Consider the following 22,201-nt stretch of genomic DNA (forward strand, 5'->3'; position numbering starts at 1 on the left):
GACTGCCGCAATACCTTCACAATCAATCCGCAAAAGCGAATCCCAAGGAAACACCAACCAAGGAATGAGCCATGCCACAGATGAAAACCAGAGATTTTGTTTTTGCTGCTCTTCTCGGCGCGACTCTCCTCGTGCCCGCCACCCATAGTTTCGCCGAGGATGCAAAACCGCGCGAGGCGATCATCACGGTCACTGGAGAGGGACATTCCGCAATCGCGCCGGATATGGCGGTTGTCACGCTCTCGGTCGTCAAGCAGGCAAAAGCCGCCCAGGACGCGCTCGATCAGAACAATAAGGCGATGGGCGCGGTGCTGGCGACGCTAAAGGACAGAGGCATTGCGGAGCGCGATCTTCAGACGTCCGGCTTCTCTATCCAGCCGCAATATGACTATCAGAACGACAAAGATGGCCATCCGGTGCCGCCGACGCTGACCGGTTATCAGGTGACCAACGGGCTGACGGTGCGCGTGCGGGATCTCTCCAAGCTCGGCGTCCTCCTCGATCAGGCGGTCAATCTCGGCATCAACCAGGGTGGCGATATTCAGTTTACCAACGACAAGCCGGACGCAGCGCTGGAAGAGGCCCGAAAGAACGCCGTGGCCGATGCTGCTGCGAAAGCAAAAACCTTGACCGATGCGGCGGGGGTCAAGCTTGGCCATGTGATTTCGATCAACGAGGGCGCCATCGTCACGCCGCCGCAGCCATATATGCGTCAATCCATGGCCATGGCTGCCGACAAGGCGGTGCCGGTGGCGAGCGGCGAAAACACCTATAACGCCTCGGTCAGCATCACCTACGCAATTCAGCAATAGCCACAAAACAAAACCGCCCTTCGCTCAAGTCTCAAAGGACCGAGCAAAGGGCGGTTTCGTGGCCCCCGCCATAAAGCGAAAGCGTCAAGCTGTGGCCATCGGACGCAATGCGCGTCCGCAGATGATATTAGCGGCCGATCAACGGGCAACCGCGAACATTGGCAAACATCATCGTATCCGGACCACGGCGGCCGAAACCATCGACGATAACGCGGCGCGGCGTCACGTCGACCACGCGAGCGCGGTGCAGGCCGTAGCCGCGAGCAACATCCATGGCTTCGCGCGGATCACAGCCACGACGTTCGTAGCGCGGCGGCGGGATATCGTAATCCGGCGGTGGCGGCCGATGCCGGCCCGGGCCAATATAAATGTCGACGCCCTGGGCGGAAGCATATTCCGCGGTGCCCGACAGCGCAGTAACGGTGATCGCGGCTGCGATCCCCAACTTTGCCAGTAATTCTCTCATCTGTCCTCCATGGAGCGAAAGGCTTCTCTCATGTGCTTACCGCATCTCCTGATGCGAATGCCTCGGGAGTAACGGCGCGATACTGAACAAGTCCAGAATCAACCGTTCATACGCCATTCAGGTACAATGAAAGCAAAAGCGAGACCAGAGGCGGACTCACTGCACAGCAGAAAATAAAAGCCGCCCTCCTTTATGAGGACGACTTCACTCATCTTAAAACATCGCTGCGGCAGCGCGATCATGGCCATAAACGGCCACGCGATATCAGCGGCGGATCAACGGGCAACCCGGCACGTTGGCGAAAACGACACGATCCGGACCGTGCCGGCCAAGGCCTTCAACGACGACACGGCGCGGCGTGATATTCTGGATTCGAGCGCGGCGCAGGCCCATGGCGCGAGCCTTCTGAACGGCTGCTATCGGCGAGCAGATGCGGCCGCGATGGGGATCGTGGCGCACCTGATGAATGCTCGGTGAAAGGTCGTTGGCCGAGGCGGCAGAAACGGTGGCGGAAGCGGCGCCGAGCGTGATGAGAGCTGCAATGCCAGCCTTGGCGAAAATGCCGATCATGGGTATTTCTCCTTCAAGTCCTGCTACGGATCGTTGCAATCCTGATTTGGCCAAATGCCTCAGGATTGAAGCAACATTAGGCCAGCCAGGCTGAACAGAAGACGAATTACCCATTCAGATTGTATTCAGCGCAATGGACGATCGGTTGACGCGAATTTTCCTGAATCAGACCGAAAGATGCAGCACGATTTCGCGCCGGTGCGGGCGGTCGCGGTGCTCGAAAAGATAGATGCCCTGCCATGTGCCAAGTGTCAGGCGTCCGCGCATCACGGGGATTCCGATCGACACCTGCGTGAGCGCTGTCTTGATATGCGCCGGCATATCGTCCGGCCCCTCGGTCGTATGGACGATCCAGCGCATCGAAGGGTCGGAAGACGGTGGCACGAGCCGACGGAAGAAGGCGTTGAGATCCGTCTGCACGTCAGGATCGGCGTTCTCCTGGATCAGCAGCGAACAGGAGGTATGGCGGACGAAGACGGTCAGCAGCCCGTCGCTCGATGTGGAGCCTGCCGAAGTCCCTGCGCGGACGAATTCCGCTGCCTGGTCTGTGAACTCATAAAGTCCTTGGCCATGGGTCGACAGTGTGATGACGGTCTGCGGCATGGCATCTCCGGTATTGATCGCAGCGATCCGCTTGAGGTCGGTCGCAACGGGCGGAAAGTCAAGCCCAGCCGCTGCCGCCAAGGCCGATCAGAGCTGCAAGAAAATCTCGAAGCCGCCATAGATCATGCGTTTGCCATCAAAAGGCATATTTGCCATCTCGTCTTTCAGCCGCGGATCGGCCATGACCTTTTCCATCACGGTATCGCGATGCTGGCGAGATTCGTAAGTGATCCAGGAAAAGATCACCACCTCGTCTTCCTTCGCCTGAACGGAGCGCGGAAAGGACGTCAACTGGCCATAGGGCACATCGTCCCCAACAGACTCCACGTAGCTAAGCGCACCATATTCTTTCCAGATATCGCCGGACTTCCCCGCCAACGTCTTGTAAATCTCCAGCTTGTCTTTCGGAACGGCAATAACAAAACCATCCACATAGGCCATAACAACCTCCTCTGTTCTGTTTCCACACGCAAAGGAAGATCGATCATAGCGCGATCCGAGATGGGATGCACTTTTCCATTCCAATCGCCTTGATATCGGCCTGCCCTACGCGCCCGTTGCATCCATTCTCCCTGCGGATAAGCTTGCCATTGCGGTTTCATCAATGACGAGATGATGGTCATGACGATCGAATTCAGGATCGATCCCTATCCTGACAACCAAGCACTCAACGCCCTGTGGGCAACGGCTTGGAACGAGAGTACCCCACGCGATTTCTCATCTATCCTGCCGAGAAGCCTCGCCCATATCGGCGCCTTCCATGGAGTGCGCCTGATAGGATTCGTCAACATTGCCTGGGATGGTGGCATACATGCCTTTATCCTTGATACCATCGTCGCACCCGAATTCCGTCGACAGGGAATAGCAACCAAGCTTGTCGAAATGGCAACGAACGTTGCGCGCGAACGCGGCGCAGAGTGGCTGCATGTCGATTTCGAACCTCATCTCGCCGGCCTCTATCGGAACCTGGGCTTTGCGGCGACAGAGGCCGGCTTGATCAGGCTGGGCGATTGACAGCGAGCCTGATCAAGCAACGGCATTGACCCGAGATATCAACCAGGTGCGGAACAACGCAGCCGATGGGTTTTGCAAGGCATTCGACGGATAGATCAGATTGTAGCTGACGGCTGCCGGCTGAACTTCGACGAAACAACGAACCAACTGCCCCTCCGCGAGATCTTTCGCAACAAGGGAACTGCGAACCAGCGCAAAGCCGAGACCGTCCCGACATGCTCCGAGCATGTCGGCAAAGGATTCGAACAGAGGTCCGTTCTCCGCCGCGTGGCCAATATCGAAATCGGCCATTCCGCCGTCATTGCCATGGCCAATCACCTGTTCGTACCAGCGCTGCCAATCCAGTACGGTATGGCGCATGCCGGTGTAACGCAGCAGCGGCGCTTCCTTTATGGCATTGCGCTTCGGCAACCGTGCGGAGAGCGTCGGTGAACTGACGACAAATTCCTCGTCCGTCAGCAACTCTTCCTGGACGAGGCCGGCTTCGGCTCGCCCGAGCCAGATCGCGAGGTCGACACCCTCAGGCCCGAAATCGGGTCGCTGATAGCCGACAATCATCTTCAGCTCGATGTCGGGGTGGCGCTGGCAGAAATCACCAAGTCGAGACGCCAGCCATTGGCTGGAAAATTCCGGCGTCACCGACAGCGTCAGCGTGCGAACCGACACACTCGCCCGCGCGTGATACAACGCCGTCTCCAATTGAGAAATCGTCTCCACAATCGCCGGGTGGAGCCGCGCGCCGAGCGGCGTCAATCTTGCGCCCGACCGGCCGCGATCGAAAAGGCTGCCGCCGATCCAGCCTTCAAGCTGCGAAAGCTGATGACTGACGGCAGTCTGCGTCAGCCCCATCCTCTCAGCCGCACGGCCAAAACCGCCGGTTTCGACGATAGCGCAAAATGCTTGCAAAACGGCCAGTGGTGGAAGCGGTCTTTTCCCCATGAAAATCCTTCATGCATAGGCGATGAAAGCTTCATTATACATGAGAAGTATACGGGCGCATTCCTCTAAGTCATAAGACCATCAGGCTTATGACAGATGAGAAACATTCATGGATTCATTCTGCGGCGTAGCATCGAAAAGCGGATCAACCGGCTGCTCCGTGCGTTTGCTTGCGTCCAAAAACAGCGTGCCGAAAAAAAGGCGAGACGCGAAAATATACTCTCGCTCAACGGCCACCTTAGGCGAGATGCCGGGCTGGACGATATTCCGCACCATCCATGAGCCTACAGACCTGAGCGCGAAGCCGTTTGCCGGATCGTTTGCCGGTCTGGCCCAGGCCACCTTATCCCCTGAGCGTCTTGACCTTGGTCAAATCCGGAAAGATCCGCATCCAAAGCAGCACGACGACGATGGTGCCGACGCCGCCGACGATACCGGTGAGAACCGGGCCAAGCGCGCTGGCGAGCATGCCGGATTCGAATTCGCCGAGCTGGTTGGACGTGCCTATGAACAGCGAGTTCACTGCATTGACGCGGCCGCGCATGTTGTCCGGTGTCAAGAGCTGCACCAACGAACTGCGAACGACGACGCTGACCGTATCCGACGCCCCGACGACAAGCAGCGCCGCAACGGAAAGGATGATATTGCTCGAGAGCGCGAAGACGACGGTGGCAATGCCGAACACGAAAACGGCAAGCAGCATCTTCTTGCCAACGCCGGTCTGCAGGGGCCGCCGCGCCAGCCAGATCGACATGACCAAAGCACCGATTGCGGGCGCAGCGCGCAGCAGTCCGAGGCCCCAAGGGCCGGCATGCAGGATATCGCGCGCGAACATCGGCAGCAGCGCCGTGGCGCCGCCGAGCAGCACGGCAAAGAGATCGAGCGAGATCGTCCCCATCATCACCGGTCTGCTCCTGATGAAGGAGACGCCGGCAAAGACCGAACTCAGAGTCACCGGCTCCCGCGACGACGGCCGCTGTCGCTCGACGCGGATCGAAATGACATTGAGGCTCGCGATGACATACAGCACGGCAGACACCGCGAAAGGCGCAATCGGACTGACGCCATAGAGCAGGCCGCCGAGCGACGGACCGATGATGAAAGCGGTCTGCATCATCGATGTGGAGGTAGCGATCGCTATCTGCAACATCGACGGCGGCACGATATTCGGTAACAGCGCGGCCATGGTAGGACGCTCGAAGGCAGTGGCCGCCCCCATGACGGCGACTGCGGCGAGGATGCCGGCCGGGCCGATCCAGTGCTGCCAGACTGCGACGGCAAGGGCTAGCGCTGTCAAGGCTTCGATCAACTGGCAGACCAGGCCGATGCGCCGGCGATCGAATCGGTCGGCAACATGACCGACAATGAAGGTCAGGATCACCATCGGCAGGAACTGGCAGAAACCGACCAGGCCAAGGAAGAAGGCGCTATGGGTCTGATCGTAGATCATCCAGCCCATGGCAACGGTGACCGACTGGAAGCCGATGGAGGAAAAGACGCGGGAGGCGGCGAAGGAACGATATCCGGGATGACCGAGCGCGCTGACCCGATCGTGACTGTGCAGGGTGTCCATATGTCTTTCTTCTGTTCCGGTCGTGCCCGGAACAACTTTATGAGCAATATGAAATATTTATCTAAGTCCCCTGCTCTGCCCGAACGCCGCACTTGTCAACTGCGTTTTTTGGATAGATCGGCAAATTGCCGCCAAAGCGCGAACCTAGAGATCAAATCGTGGTGAAGAGCGACTGAGCATCCCAGTCTTTGTGTCGACCGACCACACGCCGGCAAGTTCAGCGGCAAGGGTTGCGATCAATCTCGGCACATCATTTCCGGCCGCCTCATGCATGGCCTCGGCGACGATCAGCAGCGATCGCGTATCCTCGCGAACGGCGGAAAGGCCGCTTTGACGATTGGTCCAGCGCCGCGCATGCGCCCGGTCGGCACTATCGGCAAAGATCACTTCGCGCGGCTCCGGATGCTCCGTTTCGCCAGCGAAGGTGAGATAGCTCTCTCTGCCGGTCGCGTGCCTGACTTCGAGATCGCCGGAAATCTTCGCAAGATCGAAGACGGCGACGGGAATGGCGAAGGCGATCGAGATGGCGTTGCACAGATCGACGAGCGGATGCAGTTGCGGCAGCGATTTTTCCTGGCGGAATCGTCTGAGCAAAGCCTCGGAAGCGCAGCGATATTGCGTCGGCTTCAGCCCCATTTTCGAAAAGGTCCGCCGCCAGGCCTGGATCTCCGGCATCTCGCCTTCCGCACTACCCGCCAGCCGCTCCTCGGCGATTGCATGGAACTTCGCGAGACGATCGCTGACGGCCACATCGACGGTGATTCCTTCCACGAAGAGGACGCCGGGGACCAGATCGGGGAATTCGCTCCACATCTCATTCGAATGGCGGAAATACATGGCTTTTCCTTCTGCGCGGTTCTGACTTGGAACAGCAGAAAACCTTGATGCAGGCAGCCGGTCTTGAATGAAATTGCAGATGCCTCAGCGCGTCGTGTCGGCATAGATGCGCGGCGACACACCAAAATTGCGCACGAAAATCCGAGTCATATGGCTTTGATCGGCAAAGCCGCTGGCAAAAGCCGCCTCGGCCAGCGGCATGCCGCCGGCAATCAGCCGCCGCGCTCGCTGGATGCGACGCTGAAGCAGATAGGCGTGCGGTGTCAATCCGGTCACCTTGGCGAAACCGCGTAGGAGCTGGAAACGGCTGAGCCCGCTCACTCCGGCGAGATCGGCGAGCGTCACCGATGCTGCCGGATCATCATCGATGAGATCGCGAGCACGCATGATCGCGGCGGGCGCATTGGTGCCCTCATCCGCCTGCCCCTGCTCACACATCACGTCCGCAACAAGTGATAACAACAGTCCGTCTCGCCGCAGCGCAGCGTCCTGACCATCCTGACGAGTTACCGTCGAAAACAGTGTTCTGAATCGCGCGGCGATCTGTCCGTTTCGAATGACGGGAGAAGGAAGTTCCCCCTCGCCGGCGCCGCCCTCACCGATATCGCCCAGAAGATCCGTCATCAGCCGTGGATCGAAATAGAGCATCGACCAAACACGGCTCTCCCCAATTGGCATACCATCATGCACTTCGTTCGGATTGAGAGTGATGACGTCGCCGGTCTCAGCCCGCACCACGCCACGCCCGCTCAGCGACACCTGCGCGCCGCGCTCGATGACGCCGATGCCGAACTGATCATGGGTATGCTTGGGAAAGCTATATCCGGTTTCCGCCGCCACGGCTTCGACGCCGGCAATGGAGGAGCGAAACATCCTGAACTGGCCTGGCTTCATGCGCCCGGCTCTTCCAGTTTGCTGAAATCCGTCATCTCGACACTTGGCCGGGCTGCAATACGCGACCACCACGACGCAAGCTTGGGATGATGCTCGATCATCTCCCGCCCCTCCGGCGCCATGAGAAAGTAGTCAAACATCGGCGCGACGTAGAGATCGGCCAGGGTCAGGTCCGGACTGCAGAGCCACTGCGTATCTTCCATAAGATCTGAAAGAGCGGCAAGGCCGATTGCGGCCTTGGAAAGGCTCGTGGCTATTCGTTCCTCGTCGGCGGCAATGCCCTCTGCCGGCTTTGAGACCCGCTCCACGTAGATACCCCACACCAGATGCGGATAGAGATATCCGTCGGCAATGCTGACGATCTGGTTCATCCGCGCGCGCTGCCGAGGCGCCACAGGCTGCAGGCGCGGCCCCTCGAATGCCTCGTCGACATAGCGCGTGATCGCAGCCGTCTCGTAGAGCCGAAAATCGCCGTGTTCGAAAGCCGGAATCCGGCCGAATGGATGCCGCTCCAGATAGGATGCCGGCGGCCCGCCCTCAGCGAAAATGTCGATCGGCACCCTCTGGTGCTCGACGCCTTTCTCGATGAGCGCAAGGCGCGCAATTCGCACGTAGACGCTATAGTCCGCGCCAAAAAGGCAAGGCTGTTCCATATCTCAACGCCATTTCGTTCATCCGACATCTTTTCGAAGTCGGCCGTTGCGGTCAATGGTGGGCTGCATCGTCTAAGCTTCCCGCGCCCACATCATGGCGTTCCATCTCCCGGCCAAGCGCCACTGGCCGGGGAATCAACAGTCAACGTGGCAAGGTCGCCCCAATATTATCCCAGGGAGGCGATGATCTCGCGATAAGCGGCCTCGGGGAAGGCCTTCAGCGTGCGCGAGCGCACGTTGCCGTTCGAACCAAGCGCCAAGGCGAAGCGGGCCATCACCGCATCATCGGGTGCCTCGCAGACAGCGACCATGTCGTGTTCGCCCATAGTCAGGAAAAATTGCTTGAACGAACCGCCCATCTCTTCCAATTGCTTCTTGGCGACATCCAGCCGCCGCGGAGATTCCTTTACGCTACGCACACCCTGGTCGGTCCAATTGAGCAGAACGATATAAGTGGTCATCTCACATCTCCTCCGCTGCGCCGCACGCCCGTTGAGACGGGCAGGCAGATGACGCAGTAACGGTTGATCCACGCGTAAGCCCCTCGAAAACCATCATGGTTTTCGGAACTACGCGCCGCCATCCAGTGCTTGGGGTCCCTTCCCGTGAAGATGGGTTCGCCCCGAGTAACACAATAGGCTTGTCACCTTGCGGCGACAATAAACCTAATCCCCATTCATTCGGGTGACGAGATAAAGGGATCGCCGGCGAAGCATTTCACCGATTTGGTGTCTTGGCCTGCGACTCCTGCGCTGTCGCGAACGATGCCCGTATGTCCGCAGCCACAACCGCCGCCGGCAAGGGTGTGCCGCGTTTGCGCTCGCGTGCCAGCGTCAGCAGGCCGGAAAAGACAATAAGGACGATGCCGAGCGCCATCGGCAGATCTATGCTGTCATTGAACAGCAGATAGCCGAAACCGATCGCCCAAATCATTTGGCTATATTGCGGCGGCGCGACGAGATTGGCGGGCGCCAACTTCGCTGCGCTCATCAAGAGGACGGTGCCGGCAGCGCCGAGAAGGCCGTAGCTGGCGAGGAACATCCATTGCCAAGCCGTCGGCCATGTCATCTCCGGCAGCATCAGCAAACCGCTGACGATCAGCGTGCCGAACAACACCGCCCCATAAAGCGAGATGCGCTTCTCCTTCGAGCCAAGCGCGCGATTGATAACGATCGAGACGGCCCCGCTTAAGCCCCCGATCGCTGCGCAGAGGTGGCCGATCGAAAGCTCACGAAAACCCGGCCGCAGCACGACCAGCACGCCGACGAAACCGACGATCACCGCCGTCCAACGCTGCCAGCGCACGTCCTCCTTGAGGAACACGACGGACAGAATGGTGACGAAGGATGGCAGCAGAAAGAGCAGCGCGAAAGCCTCTGCCATCGTCAGCTCGGTGAAAGCCACGATCGAACAGATGGCGCCGATCGCGCCACAGGCGAAACGCAGCATCCACAGCGGCCGGTTCGTCGTCCTGACGATATCCAGCCACCCATCTCCGCGCGTCTTCAGAAACGGGATCGCCGCAAAACCGAACAGCGAGCCGATGAAGGCCACCTGATAGGACGGCAGCGTCCCATGCAATATCTTGATCGACGCGTCACTGAACGCGAAGACGGCATAGGATGCGAATGCCAAGAGGACGCCACGAGGCGTGGAATGGCCAGCGGCCATCGAATTGGAATGGGCTGTGATCGATGTCATTGGAATTGGGCGATGCGAAGGGAGGGAATGAATCAGACGTTGTCAGACGCAATCGTATGATGAAATGGGCCGATTTTCTATCGGCGTTGGGAATAAACTATTGTTTCAGGGTGAGATGTGCCCTCAATTGCTGGGGGCGCCCAGTTTCTCTAGCCGACTGGCGGGAATGCGACCTTTGACGGCATAGGAGAAAGCGACAACCTTCAAGGCATCGTCATCAACCTGGCATTTGAATTGGACCTGTTGCCATCCTTTGGGCGTCTCAACTGCAACGCCATCGCCGTAGATGCCGGTGTAGATGTACATATTAGGTGAGAGCGCAGAATTGATGAAATTGAGACCGTAGGCATTTAAATCATGCCAGTACTGCAGCTTTTGCTCGTTATTGCAAAGCTGCCGCACACGTTCACGCCGCGGCAGCTTTTTCCAAGTGTCCAATTCGTCCTTCGACATGCGCGCCATCTCTGTACCGGAGTAGAAGCGCTTGGCCTGGATGAATTTGCCCTGCTGGCCACCGACCTTTTGCTGAGCCTGCGACGGATCGGTTTTCGATGCGTCTTGCGTGCTGTCCGCTGACGCCTGCTGCTGCGGCCGAGGTTGAGGCGCGGGGACGAAGGTGGTTCCGGCCGTCGGGTCACTTGGGTCGCCGGAGACCGGTTGATCCTGCGATTGCTGCTGTGGCTGCGCTCCTCCGGTCGTCGGAACTGCGACATCCGGCGCAACCTTTGGATCAGCCGCGGCCTGCTGCTGGTCTACCTGCCCTTCGGCAGTCTTCGCTAGTCCCGCTATGGGATCAGACGCCGCTCCGTCCTTTTGATCCGCCTGCGTGCCTGCTGCATCGGTAGCAGGCATGTTCGGCTCGGCGATCTGGGTGTCAGACGGCTGGTCCGTCGCCAGCTCTTCCGGCGTCGGCGTCGATGCGGGATCACTGGAATTCGGATCGGTTGCAGACGCTGCGGCGTCCGGCTTGGCGGCCTTGGCTTCCGCGTCGGTCTTCGCTGCCTCCTCCGCCTTCGCCTGTTGCTGCTGCGCAGCGGCATCGCTTGCCGGCGGCGTCGGGTTCGCCTGCGGCTGCGTGTGGGCCTCTGCCGCAGCCTGCTGGGCGGATGTCTGTTGTGGTGGATTATCGGCAGATGGCGTCGATTGATCCGCAGTTTGCTGCTGCGGCTGTGTCGCCGGATCGGAACTAGGTGGCTGGTCCTGCTTTGCTTGTGCCGGATCGTCGGTCGTCGGCGTCTGATCTTGCGGCTTGGCTTGATCATCGGCCGGCGTCGGCGACGGCGCGTCACCCGGCTGCGGCTGCGCGTCGGCCTGCTCGGTGGCCGGCGATGGCTGATCGGCCTTCATATCGGCAGGCTTATCGGCCTGCGCGGGTTCCTGCGATTTCGCATCCTGATCCTGAGCGTTCGGGTCGGGCCCCTTCTCTGCCTTCGTCTTGCTCTCGTCGCTCAGCTTGTCGGCGGTCTGCTCGCCTTCGGTCTTGTCGGTGGACGCCGCCTTCGGTTCCTTCGAAGGCTGCTTTTCATCGGGCCTGGGTGTCGGCGTCGGCACGCGGCCGGCGCGCTCCGACGGCTTTGCGGCGTTCTTTGCCTCCTCCTTGGGCGGCGGCACCATCTCGACATTGATGCTGTCTTCCGGCTGCGGTATCGGCATGGCCACCACCGGCAGCAGGAAAAGCGCAGCGAAAAACAGGATGTGCACCAGAATGGAAGGGATCAGTCCCCATCGACGCTCATCCGGTTTCCGCTGTTCGGCGACGCGCTCCATCGGTCAGCGGCCGCAAGGCTGACGACGCAGGACAGACGGAAAAGCGCTCAACAATTTCATCCAAACCTTACCGACAAACGACATCCGACGACGCCTAGATTCCCGACATATGGTGTTAAACATCAAGGCCAGAAAGAGGCAGCCGGAAAATTGCAGACTGTTAGTCTGATCACAGCTCCGCGGTGCCCGGAAAACAAACCTGCGTGATCCCAAGCAAAGTCTGGCGGAAAACCCTCGCCAACACCGTAGCATACAACGTTGCGCCTTTAGAAGAACCTGTCGGGAAGCGGGCAGTACAGGCATATCCGACAAAACGAAAAACCCGGCTCGCTTCCACGAACCGGGTTTTGATTTCGTAACTACGTAAGCCGCTCAGCTATCGAGGAACGAGCGCAGCTTTCTGGAGCGGCTCGGATGCTTCAGCTTGCGCAATGCCTTAGCTTCGATCTGACGGATACGTTCGCGGGTAACCGAGAACTGCTGGCCGACTTCTTCAAGCGTGTGGTCGGTGTTCATGCCGATGCCGAAGCGCATGCGCAGCACGCGCTCTTCGCGCGGCGTCAGCGAAGCCAGCACGCGGGTCGTCGTCTCGCGCAGGTTGGCCTGAATGGCGGCATCGATCGGCAGCAGCGCATTCTTGTCCTCGATGAAATCGCCGAGATGGCTGTCTTCTTCATCACCGACCGGGGTTTCGAGCGAGATCGGCTCCTTGGCGATCTTCAGCACCTTGCGCACTTTTTCGAGTGGCATGGCGAGCTTTTCGGCCAATTCTTCCGGCGTCGGCTCACGGCCGATTTCGTGCAGCATCTGGCGCGACGTACGAACGATCTTGTTGATCGTTTCGATCATGTGCACCGGAATACGGATGGTGCGGGCCTGGTCGGCGATCGAACGGGTGATCGCCTGACGGATCCACCATGTAGCGTAGGTCGAGAACTTGTAACCGCGACGATATTCGAACTTATCGACCGCCTTCATCAGGCCGATATTGCCTTCCTGAATGAGGTCGAGGAACTGTAGGCCGCGGTTTGTGTATTTCTTGGCGATGGAGATGACGAGGCGCAGGTTCGCTTCGACCATTTCCTTCTTGGCGATACGCGCTTCGCGCTCGCCTTTCTGCACCATATGAACGATGCGGCGGAATTCCGAGATCGAAATGCCGGTTTCGGTCGCAAGGTTCTGAATTTCCTGGCGGATGTCGCGGATCGTGGTGTTTTCGCTCTTGGCGAATTCCTTCCAGCCGCGGGCAGCAAGATTGCCGATCGACTTCATCCAGTTCGGATCGAGTTCAGCGCCCTGATACTGCTCCAGGAAGCTATCGCGCTTAACGCCATAGGATTCGGCAAGGCGCAGCAGGCGGCCTTCGTTCTGCACGAGGCGCTTGTTGATGTCGTAGAGCTGCTCGACCAAAGCGTCGATGCGGTTCTGGTTCAGCGACAGCGACTTGACCGACTTGACCAGCTCGTCCTTCAGCTCCTTGTAGCGGCGCTCCTGTGCGGACGACAGCGTACCCGAAGCCGACAGGCGCTGCTCGACCTGCTGGTCCTGCAGCTTGCGGAGCTTCTTATAGGTTTCCGCAATCGTATCGAGTGTCAGCATGACCTGCGGGCGAAGCTCTGCTTCCATCGCGGCGAGCGAGAGGCTGGATTCGTCCTCGTCCTCTTCCTCCTCCTCGATCGGCATGCCTTCGCCGCCGACGTCGGTGATGTCGTCATCGCCGGAGGAACGGCGGCCGCGGGCCTTTTCCTTCTCTTCGGCGGCCTTGCGGTCGGCCTCGATCTTTTCCGGGCTCTGGAACTGCGGCGCAGCCTTGGCCTCGGGACCGGAATAGGTCGTTTCGAGATCGATGATTTCGCGCAGCAGCGTGGTGCCTTCGTTGAGTTCGTCGCGCCAGATGATCAACGCCTGGAACGTCAACGGGCTCTCACAGAGGCCACCGATCATGGTTTCGCGGCCGGCCTCGATGCGCTTGGCGATCGCGATTTCGCCTTCGCGCGACAGCAGCTCGACAGAGCCCATTTCGCGCAGATACATGCGCACCGGATCGTCGGTGCGATCGGTAGGCTCTTTCTTCTTGGTCGTTGCAAGCGCCGAACCGCCCGAAGGCGCAAGCTCGCCGCCTTCACCATCCTCGTCGCCGCTGGAATCGTCGTCGTCGCCGCCACTGGCTGCCGCGCCCGCCTCTTCGACATCCTCGTCTTCAATGACGTTGATGCCCATATCGGAGAGCATAGCCATCGTATCTTCGATCTGCTCGGACGTCACTTCTTCGGACGGCAGAACGGCGTTGAGCTCGTCCATCGTCACGTAGCCGCGTTTTTTCGCGGCCTTGATCATCTTCTTGACCGCGTCGTCGGAAAGATCGAGAAGCGGGCCATCCGAGGCGCCGTCGCGTTCGACTTCAGCTTCTTCGTTCTCTTTGACCTTGGTTGCCATCTCTATATCGTCGCTTTCCCTGACGCTTGAAACTTACACGCGGTGACTGACCGCTCTGGCCCGGCACGCCTCGCGCCAGCCCCGAATCACCGACAAACACCTAACGGAATGACCTTTAATGCCTGATTAACCACGATCACCGGCTCCCAACAGCAAAGCTGGATTGCGTTTAGAATTCCGGCCATGGTATACGTGATCCGCCTGACCCACTTCACCGTTTTTCCGAGGACAAACGGTGATTCCTACAATTTTTGCTCTCGTCAAGCTTTTCCAGCAAAAAAGCCTGTTAAAATCGTGAAAAAGCCTTATCCACAGGCCCAACACGCCCAGAAACAATTGCTTCCCGTATTTAGGAAGTCCCCGCGCGTTGACAAGGGCAGGCCCATGAAACCACCCGCATTTCCGCAGTTCGCGGCAATGCTGATGCGGCCGGGCCACGAATTTGGTCAAATCCAGTCCATTACCACCTTGCCGGAATTACCAGAACGCATGGCTTCAAAGCCATCGCGGAAATCATCGATGTGGATGCGATGGGTAATGACCGGCGAGACGTCGAGCCCGCCTTGAACGAAGGCGATCATCTTGTACCAGGTCTCGAACATCTCGCGGCCATAGATGCCCTTCAGATTGAGCATCTTGAAAATCACCTTGTTCCAGTCGATCTCGAAGCCGGCCGGCGCGATGCCGAGAATAGCGATCTTGCCGCCATTGTTCATCTTGTCGATCATGTCGCGGAAAGCAGGCGCGGCACCCGACATTTCCAGACCGACATCGAAACCTTCGGTCATACCGATAGACTTCATTACATCGGCCAAGTTTTCCTTCGAGGCGTCGACGACATGCTCGATACCGAGCTTGCGGGCGAGCGCCAGCCGATTCGGATTGATATCGGTGATGACCACCTTGCGTGCGCCCGAACGCTTGGCGACCATGGCGCCCATGATGCCGATCGGCCCCGCGCCGGTAACCAGCACATCCTCGCCCACCAGATCGAAGGAAAGCGCGGTGTGCACGGCATTGCCGAAGGGATCGAAGATCGCCGCCACTTCATCCGGGATATCGTCAGGGATCGGGACAACGTTGCTTTCCGGAATGCAGACGAATTCGCCGAACGAGCCCGGGCGGTTGACGCCGACGCCCAGCGTATTGCGGCAAAGATGTCCCCTGCCCGCCCGGCAGTTGCGACACTTACCGCAAACGATATGTCCTTCGCCGGAGACACGCTCGCCGACATGATATTTGGTGACCGCCGAGCCGATCTCCGCGATCTCGCCGCAGAATTCGTGACCGACGACCATCGGCACCGGAATGGTCTTCTGCGCCCACTGGTCCCAGTTCCAAATATGCACATCCGTGCCGCAGATCGCCGATTTCCTGACCCGGATCAGCACATCGTTCGGCCCAACCTCGGGAACCGGAACTTGCTCCATCCACAGCCCGACTTCCGGCTTCGATTTGACCAACGCCTTCATCATGTTCGACATGAGCTGCCGTCTCCATCCGATTCAAATGATTCCGAGTTCGCGTCCCGCCTCGGCAAAAGCTGCAATCGCGCGCTCGACATCGGCCTTCGAATGCGCCGCCGACATTTGCGTGCGGATGCGCGCCTGACCCTTCGGCACCACCGGGAAGGAGAAGCCGATGACGTAGACGCCCTTTTTCAGCATCAGCGCCGCCATCTCCTGCGCTAGCTTGGCATCGCCGAGCATGACGGGGATGATCGGATGATCGGCGCCGGCCAGCGTGAAACCGAGCTTGGTCATTTCGCTGCGGAAGAACTCGGCATTGCCACGGAGCTGGTCGCGCAGATCGCTGCCGTTTTCGATCAGATCAAAGACTTTCAGCGAAGCAGCCGCGATGACCGGAGCCAGCGTGTTTGAGAAGAGATAGGGGCGCGAGCGCTGCCGCAGCCAATCAACGATCTCGGCTTTGGCCGAAGTATAGCCGCCCGATGCCCCACCGAGCGCCTTGCCAAGCGTACCGGTGATGATGTCGACCCTGCCCTCGACGCCGCAATGCTCCGGCGAGCCGCGGCCATGATCGCCGACAAAACCGACGGCATGGCTGTCATCGACCATCACCATCGCACCATATTGTTCGGCAAGATCGCAGACGCCCTCGAGATTGGCGATGATGCCATCCATAGAGAAAACGCCGTCGGTGGCAATCAGCTTGAAACGGCTGCCCTCGGCCTTCTTCAGCTCCTCTTCTAGGGCCGCCATGTCGTTATTGGCGTAGCGGAAGCGCTTCGCCTTGGAGAGGCGCACACCGTCGATGATCGAGGCGTGGTTGAGCGCATCGGAGATGATCGCATCCTCCTCCGACAGCAGCGTCTCGAACAACCCGCCATTGGCATCGAAACAGGAGGAATAAAGGATCGTGTCTTCCATGCCGAGAAAGGCCGATATCCGCGCCTCAAGCTGCTTGTGCTCTTCCTGCGTTCCGCAAATGAAACGCACCGAGGCCATGCCGTAGCCATAGCGATCGAGCGCCTTCTTCGCCGATTCGGCCAGCTCCTCGTTGTCGGCGAGGCCGAGATAGTTGTTGGCGCAGAAATTCAGAACCCGCTCGCCGCCCGCGACGGCAATCTCGCCCGCCTGCTTGGAGGTGATGACGCGCTCGGATTTATAGAGGCCCGCATCTTTCAGACCGGCGAGTTCTGTACGCAAATGGGATATGAATTCAGAGGTCATCGTCGCATTCCGATGTTGGTCGTGGGCGGAGACGGCCCGAGAAATAGCACAGGATTTGGTTTCTTGCTGCATTCAGCAGCGGCAAAAATACGCGAGGCATTGACGCTCATACGATATAGCAGTGAACGACACCGTATTGCTCGTAACTATTGCAAAAATTATTTGACTAAGTCCACTATCTGCCTGCAAACATAATACGGTTCCCGTATGGTGAGGATGTGATGAGCATATTCCATAGATTTTCGCTCAAGGGTCGGGTCGCGCTCGTCACCGGCAGTGGTCGCGGTCTCGGTCTGGAGATGGCGAAGGCGCTTGCCGGCGCGGGAGCGCATGTCGTCATCAATGGACGTACGGCTGCGACGCTAGACAGCGCCGTGGAAATCATTCGTGCGGCAGGCGGCGGCGCCGAAGCCGCCGCTTTCGACATCGCCGATCACGAGGCGCAGCGTGCGACAATGGCGGATATCGAAAGGAACCACGGCCGGCTCGACATACTGATCAACAATGTCGGCGCCCGTGACAGACGCCCGCTGGCCGACTTCGACGACGAAGCGATCCTTGCCCTCCTCAACACGGATCTGGCTGCCTCGATCACGCTCTCGCGCAACGCTGCACGCCTGATGAAACGTCATGGTCATGGACGGTTGATCTCGGTAACCTCGATCAGCGGCCATGTCGCCATGCCGGGAGACTGCGTCTACCCTGCGGCCAAACAGGGGCTCACTGGCCTTATGCGCGGCATGGCCGTGGAATTTGGCCCGCACGGCATCACAAGCAATGCCATCGCACCGGGTTGGTTCGCGACGGAAACGAACGCCGCGATGGCGGCAAACGAAGAGCTTATGCCCTTCGTGCGCCAGCGCATTCCCGTTCAACGCTGGGGCCGTCCTGACGAGATCGCCGGCGCGGCACTATTTCTCGCCAGCGACGCCGCCTCCTTTGTCAACGGTCATGTGCTGACCGTCGACGGCGGCATGACCGTCAGGATGTGAGTGCGCCTGGCGAGAAGGTGTCACCGATCGGTGAAATTCTCTATCGCCTTCAAGAACGCATCTCCATAGCGCTCCAACTTCGCCTGCCCCACGCCCGAAATGCCCAGGAGCGCATCGCGGCTCGTCGGTCGCTCCATGGCAAAAGCAATCAGTGTCGTATCCGGGAAGACGACATAGGGCGGCACGCCGAGTGCCTTAGCGATGCTCGCGCGCTCGCTTCTCAACGCTTCGAACAATGGCTGCGCCTCGCTCGACAGGCTTGACTGCCGCTTCTCGATCCGCCCTGCCTTCTTGGTGCGCCGGCCTGTCTCCGGCCGATCCTTGCGGAAGAAAACCTGACGCTCGCGTTTGAAGACCGCCCGCGCCTCCGGCTCCAGCTTCATCGCGCCGAAAGCAGTATGATCGATGCTGACAAAGCCACTCGCCAGCAGTTGTCGGAAGACGGACTGCCAGATGCGCGAGGGAATATCCTTACCCGCCCCGAAGACCGGCATGTTCACATGGCCGAAACGCTCGGTCTTCTCATTGACCGTCCCCATCAACACATCGATGACATGGCCGGTGCCGAAACGTTCGCCGGTCCGGTAGACGGCAGCGAGCGCCTTGATCGCCGCCTCGGTGCCGTCCCAGGTTTCGACCGGTTTCAGGCAGGTATCACAATTGCCGCAACCGCCGGCGTGAGGTTCGCCGAAATGCGCAAGGATCGCTTGGCGTCGGCAGCCGGCCGTCTCGCAGATCGCAAGCAATGCGTTCAGCTTCGCGCGCTCGACGCGCTTGATCTCTTCCGCTGCATTGCCCTCGTCGATCATCCGCCGCCGCTGGATCACGTCGGCCATGCCATAGGCCATCCAGACTTCGGACGGTAAGCTGTCGCGTCCCGCGCGTCCCGTCTCCTGATAATAGGCCTCGACGGAGCCGGGAAGATCGAGATGGGCGACATAGCGGACATTCGGCTTGTCGATGCCCATGCCGAAGGCGACCGTCGCCACCAGGCAAAGATCCTCTTCCTTCAGGAAGGCATCCTGGTTGGCGTCGCGGACCGATCGATCCATGCCGGCGTGATAGGCAAGCGCACGAATGCCCTGCCCGTTCAGCCACTCCGCGATATCCTCGACCTTGGCCCGTGACAGGCAATAGACGATGCCGCTATCGCCGCGATGACCATCGAGGAAACGCAGCAATTGTTGGCGCGGCTGATCGCGCTCGACGATCTCATAGGTGATGTTCGGCCGGTCGAAGCTGGTGGTGAAAACCTTGGCATCATCAAGCGCCAGCCTCTCGATGATGTCGTCGCGCGTATGCGGATCGGCCGTCGCCGTCAAGGCGATGCGCGGCACATCAGGAAAGAGGTCTGCAAGCCTGCCGAGATCACGGTATTCCGGCCGGAAATCATGTCCCCATTGCGAGACGCAATGCGCCTCGTCGATCGCGAACAAGGCAATCTTCGCCTTGGCGATCATCTGGCTGAAGCCATCCGTCAGGATGCGTTCCGGCGTGACGTAGAGCAGATCGAGCGTTCCGCTGGAGATGGCGCGATAGACATCGCTTGCCTCTTCCCGCGACAAGGACGAGTTCAGCGCCGCCGCGCGGATACCGAGCTGCTTCATCGCCTCGACCTGGTCGCGCATCAGGGCGATCAACGGCGAAACGACGATGCCGACGCCTTGGCGGCACAAGGCCGGAATCTGGAAACACAGCGATTTGCCGGCGCCAGTCGGAAACAGCACGACCGCGTCGCCGCCGGAAACCACATGGTCGACCACCTGCTGCTGCTTGCCGCGAAAGGCGGAATAGCCATAGACCCGCTTGAGGATGTCGAGCGGCGTTGCGCCGGAGCTACGGTCACCGAACAGCGCATCGTCGGCGGAAAATCGCGGCTCCTGTCGATCTGGCTGTGACATCTATCCCCTATTTCCCCGCGGACCCTTTGATGCGGCCGGAAAGCACGCCAAACCCATCGATGATCGCTTCCTGGTTTTCCAGGCGCAAAGCTTCGAGCTGCACTTCCTGCAAAGCGCGCATGAGCTGTTCGATGAGGTCGCCATCGCCGTCTTCCGTTGCCTCGGCGATTGCGCTTTGCAGCTCGATCTTGTGCCAACGCAATGCTTTCGAGCGCTTGTGAAGCGCAAGCGCCTGACGATAGCCCTCCCGCGCATCTTCCGTCGCGGCTTCCTCAGTCGCCGTCCAGAGGCGAGCATTGCGCACCTGCTGGTCGAGGCTCTTCAGCAATGCCGCAAAACCCTGCTCTTCCAACTGTTCGAGCAGCCGTTCGCGATTGAGCTGCGGGCCGGCCATGGCTGCTGCCGTACCCAACAAGGCGGACCACAGACGCTGCAATTCGCGACTTTCGTAGTCGATCGCGGCGATCTCATCATATTCGTCCTGCAGCAGCAGCGGATGATTGACGATGGTCAACGCCAATACGCTCTCGCGCAGCCCTGGAATGTCCTGATGACCCTTGATCATGCCCGAACGCGTCAAACGATCCGACGCCGTCACATTGGCGGCCGGCTGCCGATCCCGGCCCGGCCCGCCGCGACCGCCGAAAGCGCGGCCATTGCCGTCGCGGGAAAAGCCGCGTCCCTGCTGATTGCCGCCGCGCTGAAACTGCGGCTGAAACAGGCCGTTCAGCCGATCGCGCATGTCCTGCTGATAGTGCCGGCGGACGTTCTCGTCTGATATGACCGAAACCATCTGTTTCAGTCGCGCCTCAAGTTCGGCGCGCGCCTCCGGCGTGTCAAAGGTGCCACTGCCCGCTTCGCGGGTCCAGATCATTTCCGCCAGCGGCTTTGCCTGTGCCATCACCTTGTCGAAAGGCGCGCGGCCGTCATGGCGGACGAGATCGTCCGGGTCCTTTCCATCCGGCAAAAGCGCGAAACGGACGGTGCGGCCCGGCTTGATATGCGGCAGCGCCAGATCGGCAGCGCGATTGGCGGCGCGGATGCCGGCGCCGTCGCCATCGAAGCAGAGCACCGGCTGAGGCGTCATTTTCCATAGAAGTTCGAGCTGGTTTTCCGTCAGCGCCGTGCCGAGCGGCGCGACGGCATTCTCGATCCCGGCCTGATGCAGCGCGATGACATCCATATAGCCTTCGACGGCGATGATCGTTCCCGCGCCGTCATTCCCCTGGGCGGCACGGCGCGCGCGCGTGAAATTGTAGAGTACATTGCCCTTGTGAAAGAGTTCCGTCTCATTGGAATTGAGATATTTGGCCGGCGCATCCGGCGACATGGCGCGGCCGCCGAAGGCGATCACCTTTTCGCGCGAAGACAGGATCGGGAACATGATGCGATCGCGAAAACGGTCGTAGGAGACCGGCACATTCTCATGCACGACCAAGCCACAGGCTTCCATCTGTTCTTTCAATACGCCTTTGCCGGCTAAAAACTCCTTGAGTGCATTACGGCTGTCCGGCGAGTAGCCAAGGCGGAAGGTCTCAATGGTGCGACCGGTCAGGCCGCGGTCGCGCAGATAGGCGCGTGCCCTGGCACCGTTTGCCGTCTGGAGCTGATCCTGAAAGAACTGTGTCGCCATTTCCATGACGTCGAGCAGCGACGTGCGTTCCTTTTCGCGCTTTGCTTCCATGGGATCGGCGACCGGCATGGCAACGCCTGCCATGTCGGCAATCTGCTGCACCGCTTCGGGAAAACTAAGCCCCTCGAGTTCGGTCAGGAAACGGAAATGATCGCCCGTGACGCCGCAGCCGAAGCAATGGTAACGGCCCTTGCGGTCTTCACAGTGGAAGCTCGGTGATTTTTCGCCATGGAACGGGCAGCAGGCCCAATAGTCACCCCGCGGCACATTGGTCTTGCGCCGGTCCCAGGTCACACGTCGACCGATCACGTCCGAAATGGGAACGCGGTCGCGAATCTCATCGAGAAACGTATTGGAAAATCGCATGACTACCTCTGGCCTGCCCCCATATAATCAGGAACCGAGCGCATTGCCACGAGAACCCTCCGCCACGCCCGCTATTCACAGCCCTCTTCATGCGGCGGTCGAATTCAACCTTTCCGATCACAACTCCGTGAAAACCTCGGCTCAATTCATGTTCGCGCGCTTGCTTGGATGGCGGTTTTGGCATCGTCTGAGGCAGGACCCAAGGAAAGCTTTTGCAGCTTGTATATTGCATCACGGAAACGCGTCTACACAGCCTAGACGCACAAAAAACACCGAAAAAGCAAAAGGTTACTGACTATCAGGGTGAATAACCAAGAGCGTACGGCGACGCAGGTGCAACTACTATCGAAG

At 59.6% G+C, this 22,201-nt stretch carries 20 protein-coding genes; 3 read left to right on the plus strand and 17 right to left on the minus strand.

Annotation, left to right across the window (positions count from 1 at the left end):
- Window positions 1–71 precede the first annotated feature (71 nt).
- Window positions 72–812, plus strand: a complete 741-nt coding sequence (locus tag QA648_RS09710; RefSeq protein ID WP_283051170.1) for an SIMPL domain-containing protein — start codon at window positions 72–74, stop codon at window positions 810–812.
- Window positions 813–939: 127 nt separating this feature from the next.
- On the opposite strand, the gene QA648_RS09715 is transcribed toward QA648_RS09710, so the two are convergent.
- The 4 genes from QA648_RS09715 to QA648_RS09730 all read right to left on the minus strand — a co-directional run bounded on the left by QA648_RS09715 (window position 940) and on the right by QA648_RS09730 (window position 2,892).
- Complete coding sequence (locus tag QA648_RS09715; RefSeq protein ID WP_283051171.1) at window positions 940–1,278, minus strand: hypothetical protein; 339 nt, start codon at window positions 1,276–1,278, stop codon at window positions 940–942.
- A gap of 264 nt (window positions 1,279–1,542) precedes the next feature.
- Window positions 1,543–1,848 carry a hypothetical protein gene (locus QA648_RS09720; protein ID WP_283051172.1) on the minus strand — a complete coding sequence of 102 codons (306 nt, stop codon included), beginning with the start codon at window positions 1,846–1,848 and terminating at the stop codon, window positions 1,543–1,545.
- Between the two features lie 165 nt (window positions 1,849–2,013).
- The gene (locus tag QA648_RS09725) at window positions 2,014–2,451 is read right to left on the minus strand and encodes a secondary thiamine-phosphate synthase enzyme YjbQ (protein ID WP_283051173.1); all 438 of its coding nucleotides are present in this window, start codon (window positions 2,449–2,451) and stop codon (window positions 2,014–2,016) included.
- Between the two features lie 87 nt (window positions 2,452–2,538).
- On the minus strand, window positions 2,539–2,892 hold the full coding sequence (locus QA648_RS09730) for a DUF1428 family protein (RefSeq protein WP_104823676.1): 354 nt from the start codon (window positions 2,890–2,892) through the stop codon (window positions 2,539–2,541).
- Window positions 2,893–3,072: 180 nt separating this feature from the next.
- On the opposite strand from QA648_RS09730, the gene QA648_RS09735 reads away from it, so the two are divergent.
- Window positions 3,073–3,465, plus strand: a complete 393-nt coding sequence (locus QA648_RS09735; protein ID WP_283051175.1) for a GNAT family N-acetyltransferase — start codon at window positions 3,073–3,075, stop codon at window positions 3,463–3,465.
- Window positions 3,466–3,477: 12 nt separating this feature from the next.
- Here QA648_RS09735 and QA648_RS09740 read toward each other — a convergent pair whose 3' ends face one another.
- From QA648_RS09740 to QA648_RS09790, 11 genes are all read right to left on the minus strand, one after another.
- Entirely contained in the window at window positions 3,478–4,404 is a 927-nt protein-coding gene (locus QA648_RS09740; RefSeq protein ID WP_283051176.1) for a LysR substrate-binding domain-containing protein, read from the minus strand.
- Window positions 4,405–4,747: 343 nt separating this feature from the next.
- Complete coding sequence (locus QA648_RS09745; RefSeq protein WP_283051177.1) at window positions 4,748–5,977, minus strand: MFS transporter; 1,230 nt, start codon at window positions 5,975–5,977, stop codon at window positions 4,748–4,750.
- 144 nt (window positions 5,978–6,121) lie between these two features.
- A complete protein-coding gene (locus QA648_RS09750) occupies window positions 6,122–6,814 on the minus strand; it encodes a phenylalanine--tRNA ligase beta subunit-related protein (RefSeq protein ID WP_283051178.1) in 693 nt (230 codons plus the stop codon).
- A gap of 84 nt (window positions 6,815–6,898) precedes the next feature.
- Window positions 6,899–7,708, minus strand: coding sequence for an AraC family transcriptional regulator (locus QA648_RS09755; protein ID WP_283051179.1), 810 nt, complete (start codon window positions 7,706–7,708; stop codon window positions 6,899–6,901).
- Entirely contained in the window at window positions 7,705–8,361 is a 657-nt protein-coding gene (locus QA648_RS09760) for a glutathione S-transferase family protein (protein WP_283051181.1), read from the minus strand. Before QA648_RS09760 ends, QA648_RS09755 begins: the two co-directional genes overlap by 4 nt.
- A 167-nt stretch (window positions 8,362–8,528) precedes the next feature.
- The gene (locus tag QA648_RS09765; RefSeq protein WP_104823683.1) at window positions 8,529–8,822 is read right to left on the minus strand and encodes a GYD domain-containing protein; all 294 of its coding nucleotides are present in this window, start codon (window positions 8,820–8,822) and stop codon (window positions 8,529–8,531) included.
- 256 nt (window positions 8,823–9,078) lie between these two features.
- Window positions 9,079–10,062 (minus strand): DMT family transporter, encoded by a 984-nt coding sequence (locus QA648_RS09770; RefSeq protein WP_283051183.1) that lies wholly within the window; start codon window positions 10,060–10,062, stop codon window positions 9,079–9,081.
- Window positions 10,063–10,185: 123 nt separating this feature from the next.
- Complete coding sequence (locus QA648_RS09775; RefSeq protein ID WP_283046518.1) at window positions 10,186–11,829, minus strand: DUF930 domain-containing protein; 1,644 nt, start codon at window positions 11,827–11,829, stop codon at window positions 10,186–10,188.
- Window positions 11,830–12,201: 372 nt separating this feature from the next.
- Window positions 12,202–14,265, minus strand: coding sequence for an RNA polymerase sigma factor RpoD (rpoD, locus tag QA648_RS09780; protein ID WP_104823686.1), 2,064 nt, complete (start codon window positions 14,263–14,265; stop codon window positions 12,202–12,204).
- A 446-nt stretch (window positions 14,266–14,711) separates the two neighbouring features.
- Window positions 14,712–15,749, minus strand: a complete 1,038-nt coding sequence (gene tdh, locus QA648_RS09785; RefSeq protein WP_283046521.1) for an L-threonine 3-dehydrogenase — start codon at window positions 15,747–15,749, stop codon at window positions 14,712–14,714.
- Window positions 15,750–15,770: 21 nt separating this feature from the next.
- A complete protein-coding gene (locus QA648_RS09790) occupies window positions 15,771–16,958 on the minus strand; it encodes a glycine C-acetyltransferase (RefSeq protein WP_283046523.1) in 1,188 nt (395 codons plus the stop codon).
- 221 nt (window positions 16,959–17,179) lie between these two features.
- On the opposite strand from QA648_RS09790, the gene QA648_RS09795 reads away from it, so the two are divergent.
- A complete protein-coding gene (locus QA648_RS09795) occupies window positions 17,180–17,950 on the plus strand; it encodes an SDR family oxidoreductase (protein WP_283046525.1) in 771 nt (256 codons plus the stop codon).
- 20 nt (window positions 17,951–17,970) lie between these two features.
- On the opposite strand, the gene recQ is transcribed toward QA648_RS09795, so the two are convergent.
- Together recQ and dnaG are read right to left on the minus strand one after the other, a co-directional pair.
- A complete protein-coding gene (gene recQ, locus QA648_RS09800) occupies window positions 17,971–19,851 on the minus strand; it encodes a DNA helicase RecQ (RefSeq protein WP_283046527.1) in 1,881 nt (626 codons plus the stop codon).
- Between the two features lie 7 nt (window positions 19,852–19,858).
- Entirely contained in the window at window positions 19,859–21,850 is a 1,992-nt protein-coding gene (dnaG, locus tag QA648_RS09805) for a DNA primase (RefSeq protein ID WP_283046528.1), read from the minus strand.
- Between the last annotated feature and the right edge of the window lie 351 nt (window positions 21,851–22,201).

Source organism: Rhizobium sp. CB3171, from assembly GCF_029714265.1.
Classification (GTDB): Bacteria; Pseudomonadota; Alphaproteobacteria; order Rhizobiales; family Rhizobiaceae; genus Rhizobium.

Excerpts from the sequence above, each read along its gene's own strand:
- QA648_RS09710 (WP_283051170.1), top strand. The coding sequence starts at position 72 with ATGCCACAGATGAAAACCAGAGATTTTGTTTTTGCTGCTCTTCTCGGC.
- QA648_RS09725 (WP_283051173.1), bottom strand. The coding sequence starts at position 2,451 with ATGCCGCAGACCGTCATCACACTGTCGACCCATGGCCAAGGACTTTAT.
- QA648_RS09745 (WP_283051177.1), bottom strand. The coding sequence starts at position 5,977 with ATGGACACCCTGCACAGTCACGATCGGGTCAGCGCGCTCGGTCATCCC.
- QA648_RS09795 (WP_283046525.1), top strand. The coding sequence starts at position 17,180 with ATGAGCATATTCCATAGATTTTCGCTCAAGGGTCGGGTCGCGCTCGTC.
- QA648_RS09735 (WP_283051175.1), top strand. The coding sequence starts at position 3,073 with ATGACGATCGAATTCAGGATCGATCCCTATCCTGACAACCAAGCACTC.
- dnaG (WP_283046528.1), bottom strand. The coding sequence starts at position 21,850 with ATGCGATTTTCCAATACGTTTCTCGATGAGATTCGCGACCGCGTTCCC.
- QA648_RS09775 (WP_283046518.1), bottom strand. The coding sequence starts at position 11,829 with ATGGAGCGCGTCGCCGAACAGCGGAAACCGGATGAGCGTCGATGGGGA.
- recQ (WP_283046527.1), bottom strand. The coding sequence starts at position 19,851 with ATGTCACAGCCAGATCGACAGGAGCCGCGATTTTCCGCCGACGATGCG.
- QA648_RS09755 (WP_283051179.1), bottom strand. The coding sequence starts at position 7,708 with ATGAAGCCAGGCCAGTTCAGGATGTTTCGCTCCTCCATTGCCGGCGTC.
- QA648_RS09740 (WP_283051176.1), bottom strand. The coding sequence starts at position 4,404 with ATGGGGAAAAGACCGCTTCCACCACTGGCCGTTTTGCAAGCATTTTGC.
- QA648_RS09770 (WP_283051183.1), bottom strand. The coding sequence starts at position 10,062 with ATGACATCGATCACAGCCCATTCCAATTCGATGGCCGCTGGCCATTCC.
- QA648_RS09720 (WP_283051172.1), bottom strand. The coding sequence starts at position 1,848 with ATGATCGGCATTTTCGCCAAGGCTGGCATTGCAGCTCTCATCACGCTC.
- QA648_RS09730 (WP_104823676.1), bottom strand. The coding sequence starts at position 2,892 with ATGGCCTATGTGGATGGTTTTGTTATTGCCGTTCCGAAAGACAAGCTG.
- QA648_RS09765 (WP_104823683.1), bottom strand. The coding sequence starts at position 8,822 with ATGACCACTTATATCGTTCTGCTCAATTGGACCGACCAGGGTGTGCGT.
- QA648_RS09760 (WP_283051181.1), bottom strand. The coding sequence starts at position 8,361 with ATGGAACAGCCTTGCCTTTTTGGCGCGGACTATAGCGTCTACGTGCGA.
- QA648_RS09790 (WP_283046523.1), bottom strand. The coding sequence starts at position 16,958 with ATGACCTCTGAATTCATATCCCATTTGCGTACAGAACTCGCCGGTCTG.
- tdh (WP_283046521.1), bottom strand. The coding sequence starts at position 15,749 with ATGTCGAACATGATGAAGGCGTTGGTCAAATCGAAGCCGGAAGTCGGG.
- QA648_RS09750 (WP_283051178.1), bottom strand. The coding sequence starts at position 6,814 with ATGTATTTCCGCCATTCGAATGAGATGTGGAGCGAATTCCCCGATCTG.
- QA648_RS09715 (WP_283051171.1), bottom strand. The coding sequence starts at position 1,278 with ATGAGAGAATTACTGGCAAAGTTGGGGATCGCAGCCGCGATCACCGTT.
- rpoD (WP_104823686.1), bottom strand. The coding sequence starts at position 14,265 with ATGGCAACCAAGGTCAAAGAGAACGAAGAAGCTGAAGTCGAACGCGAC.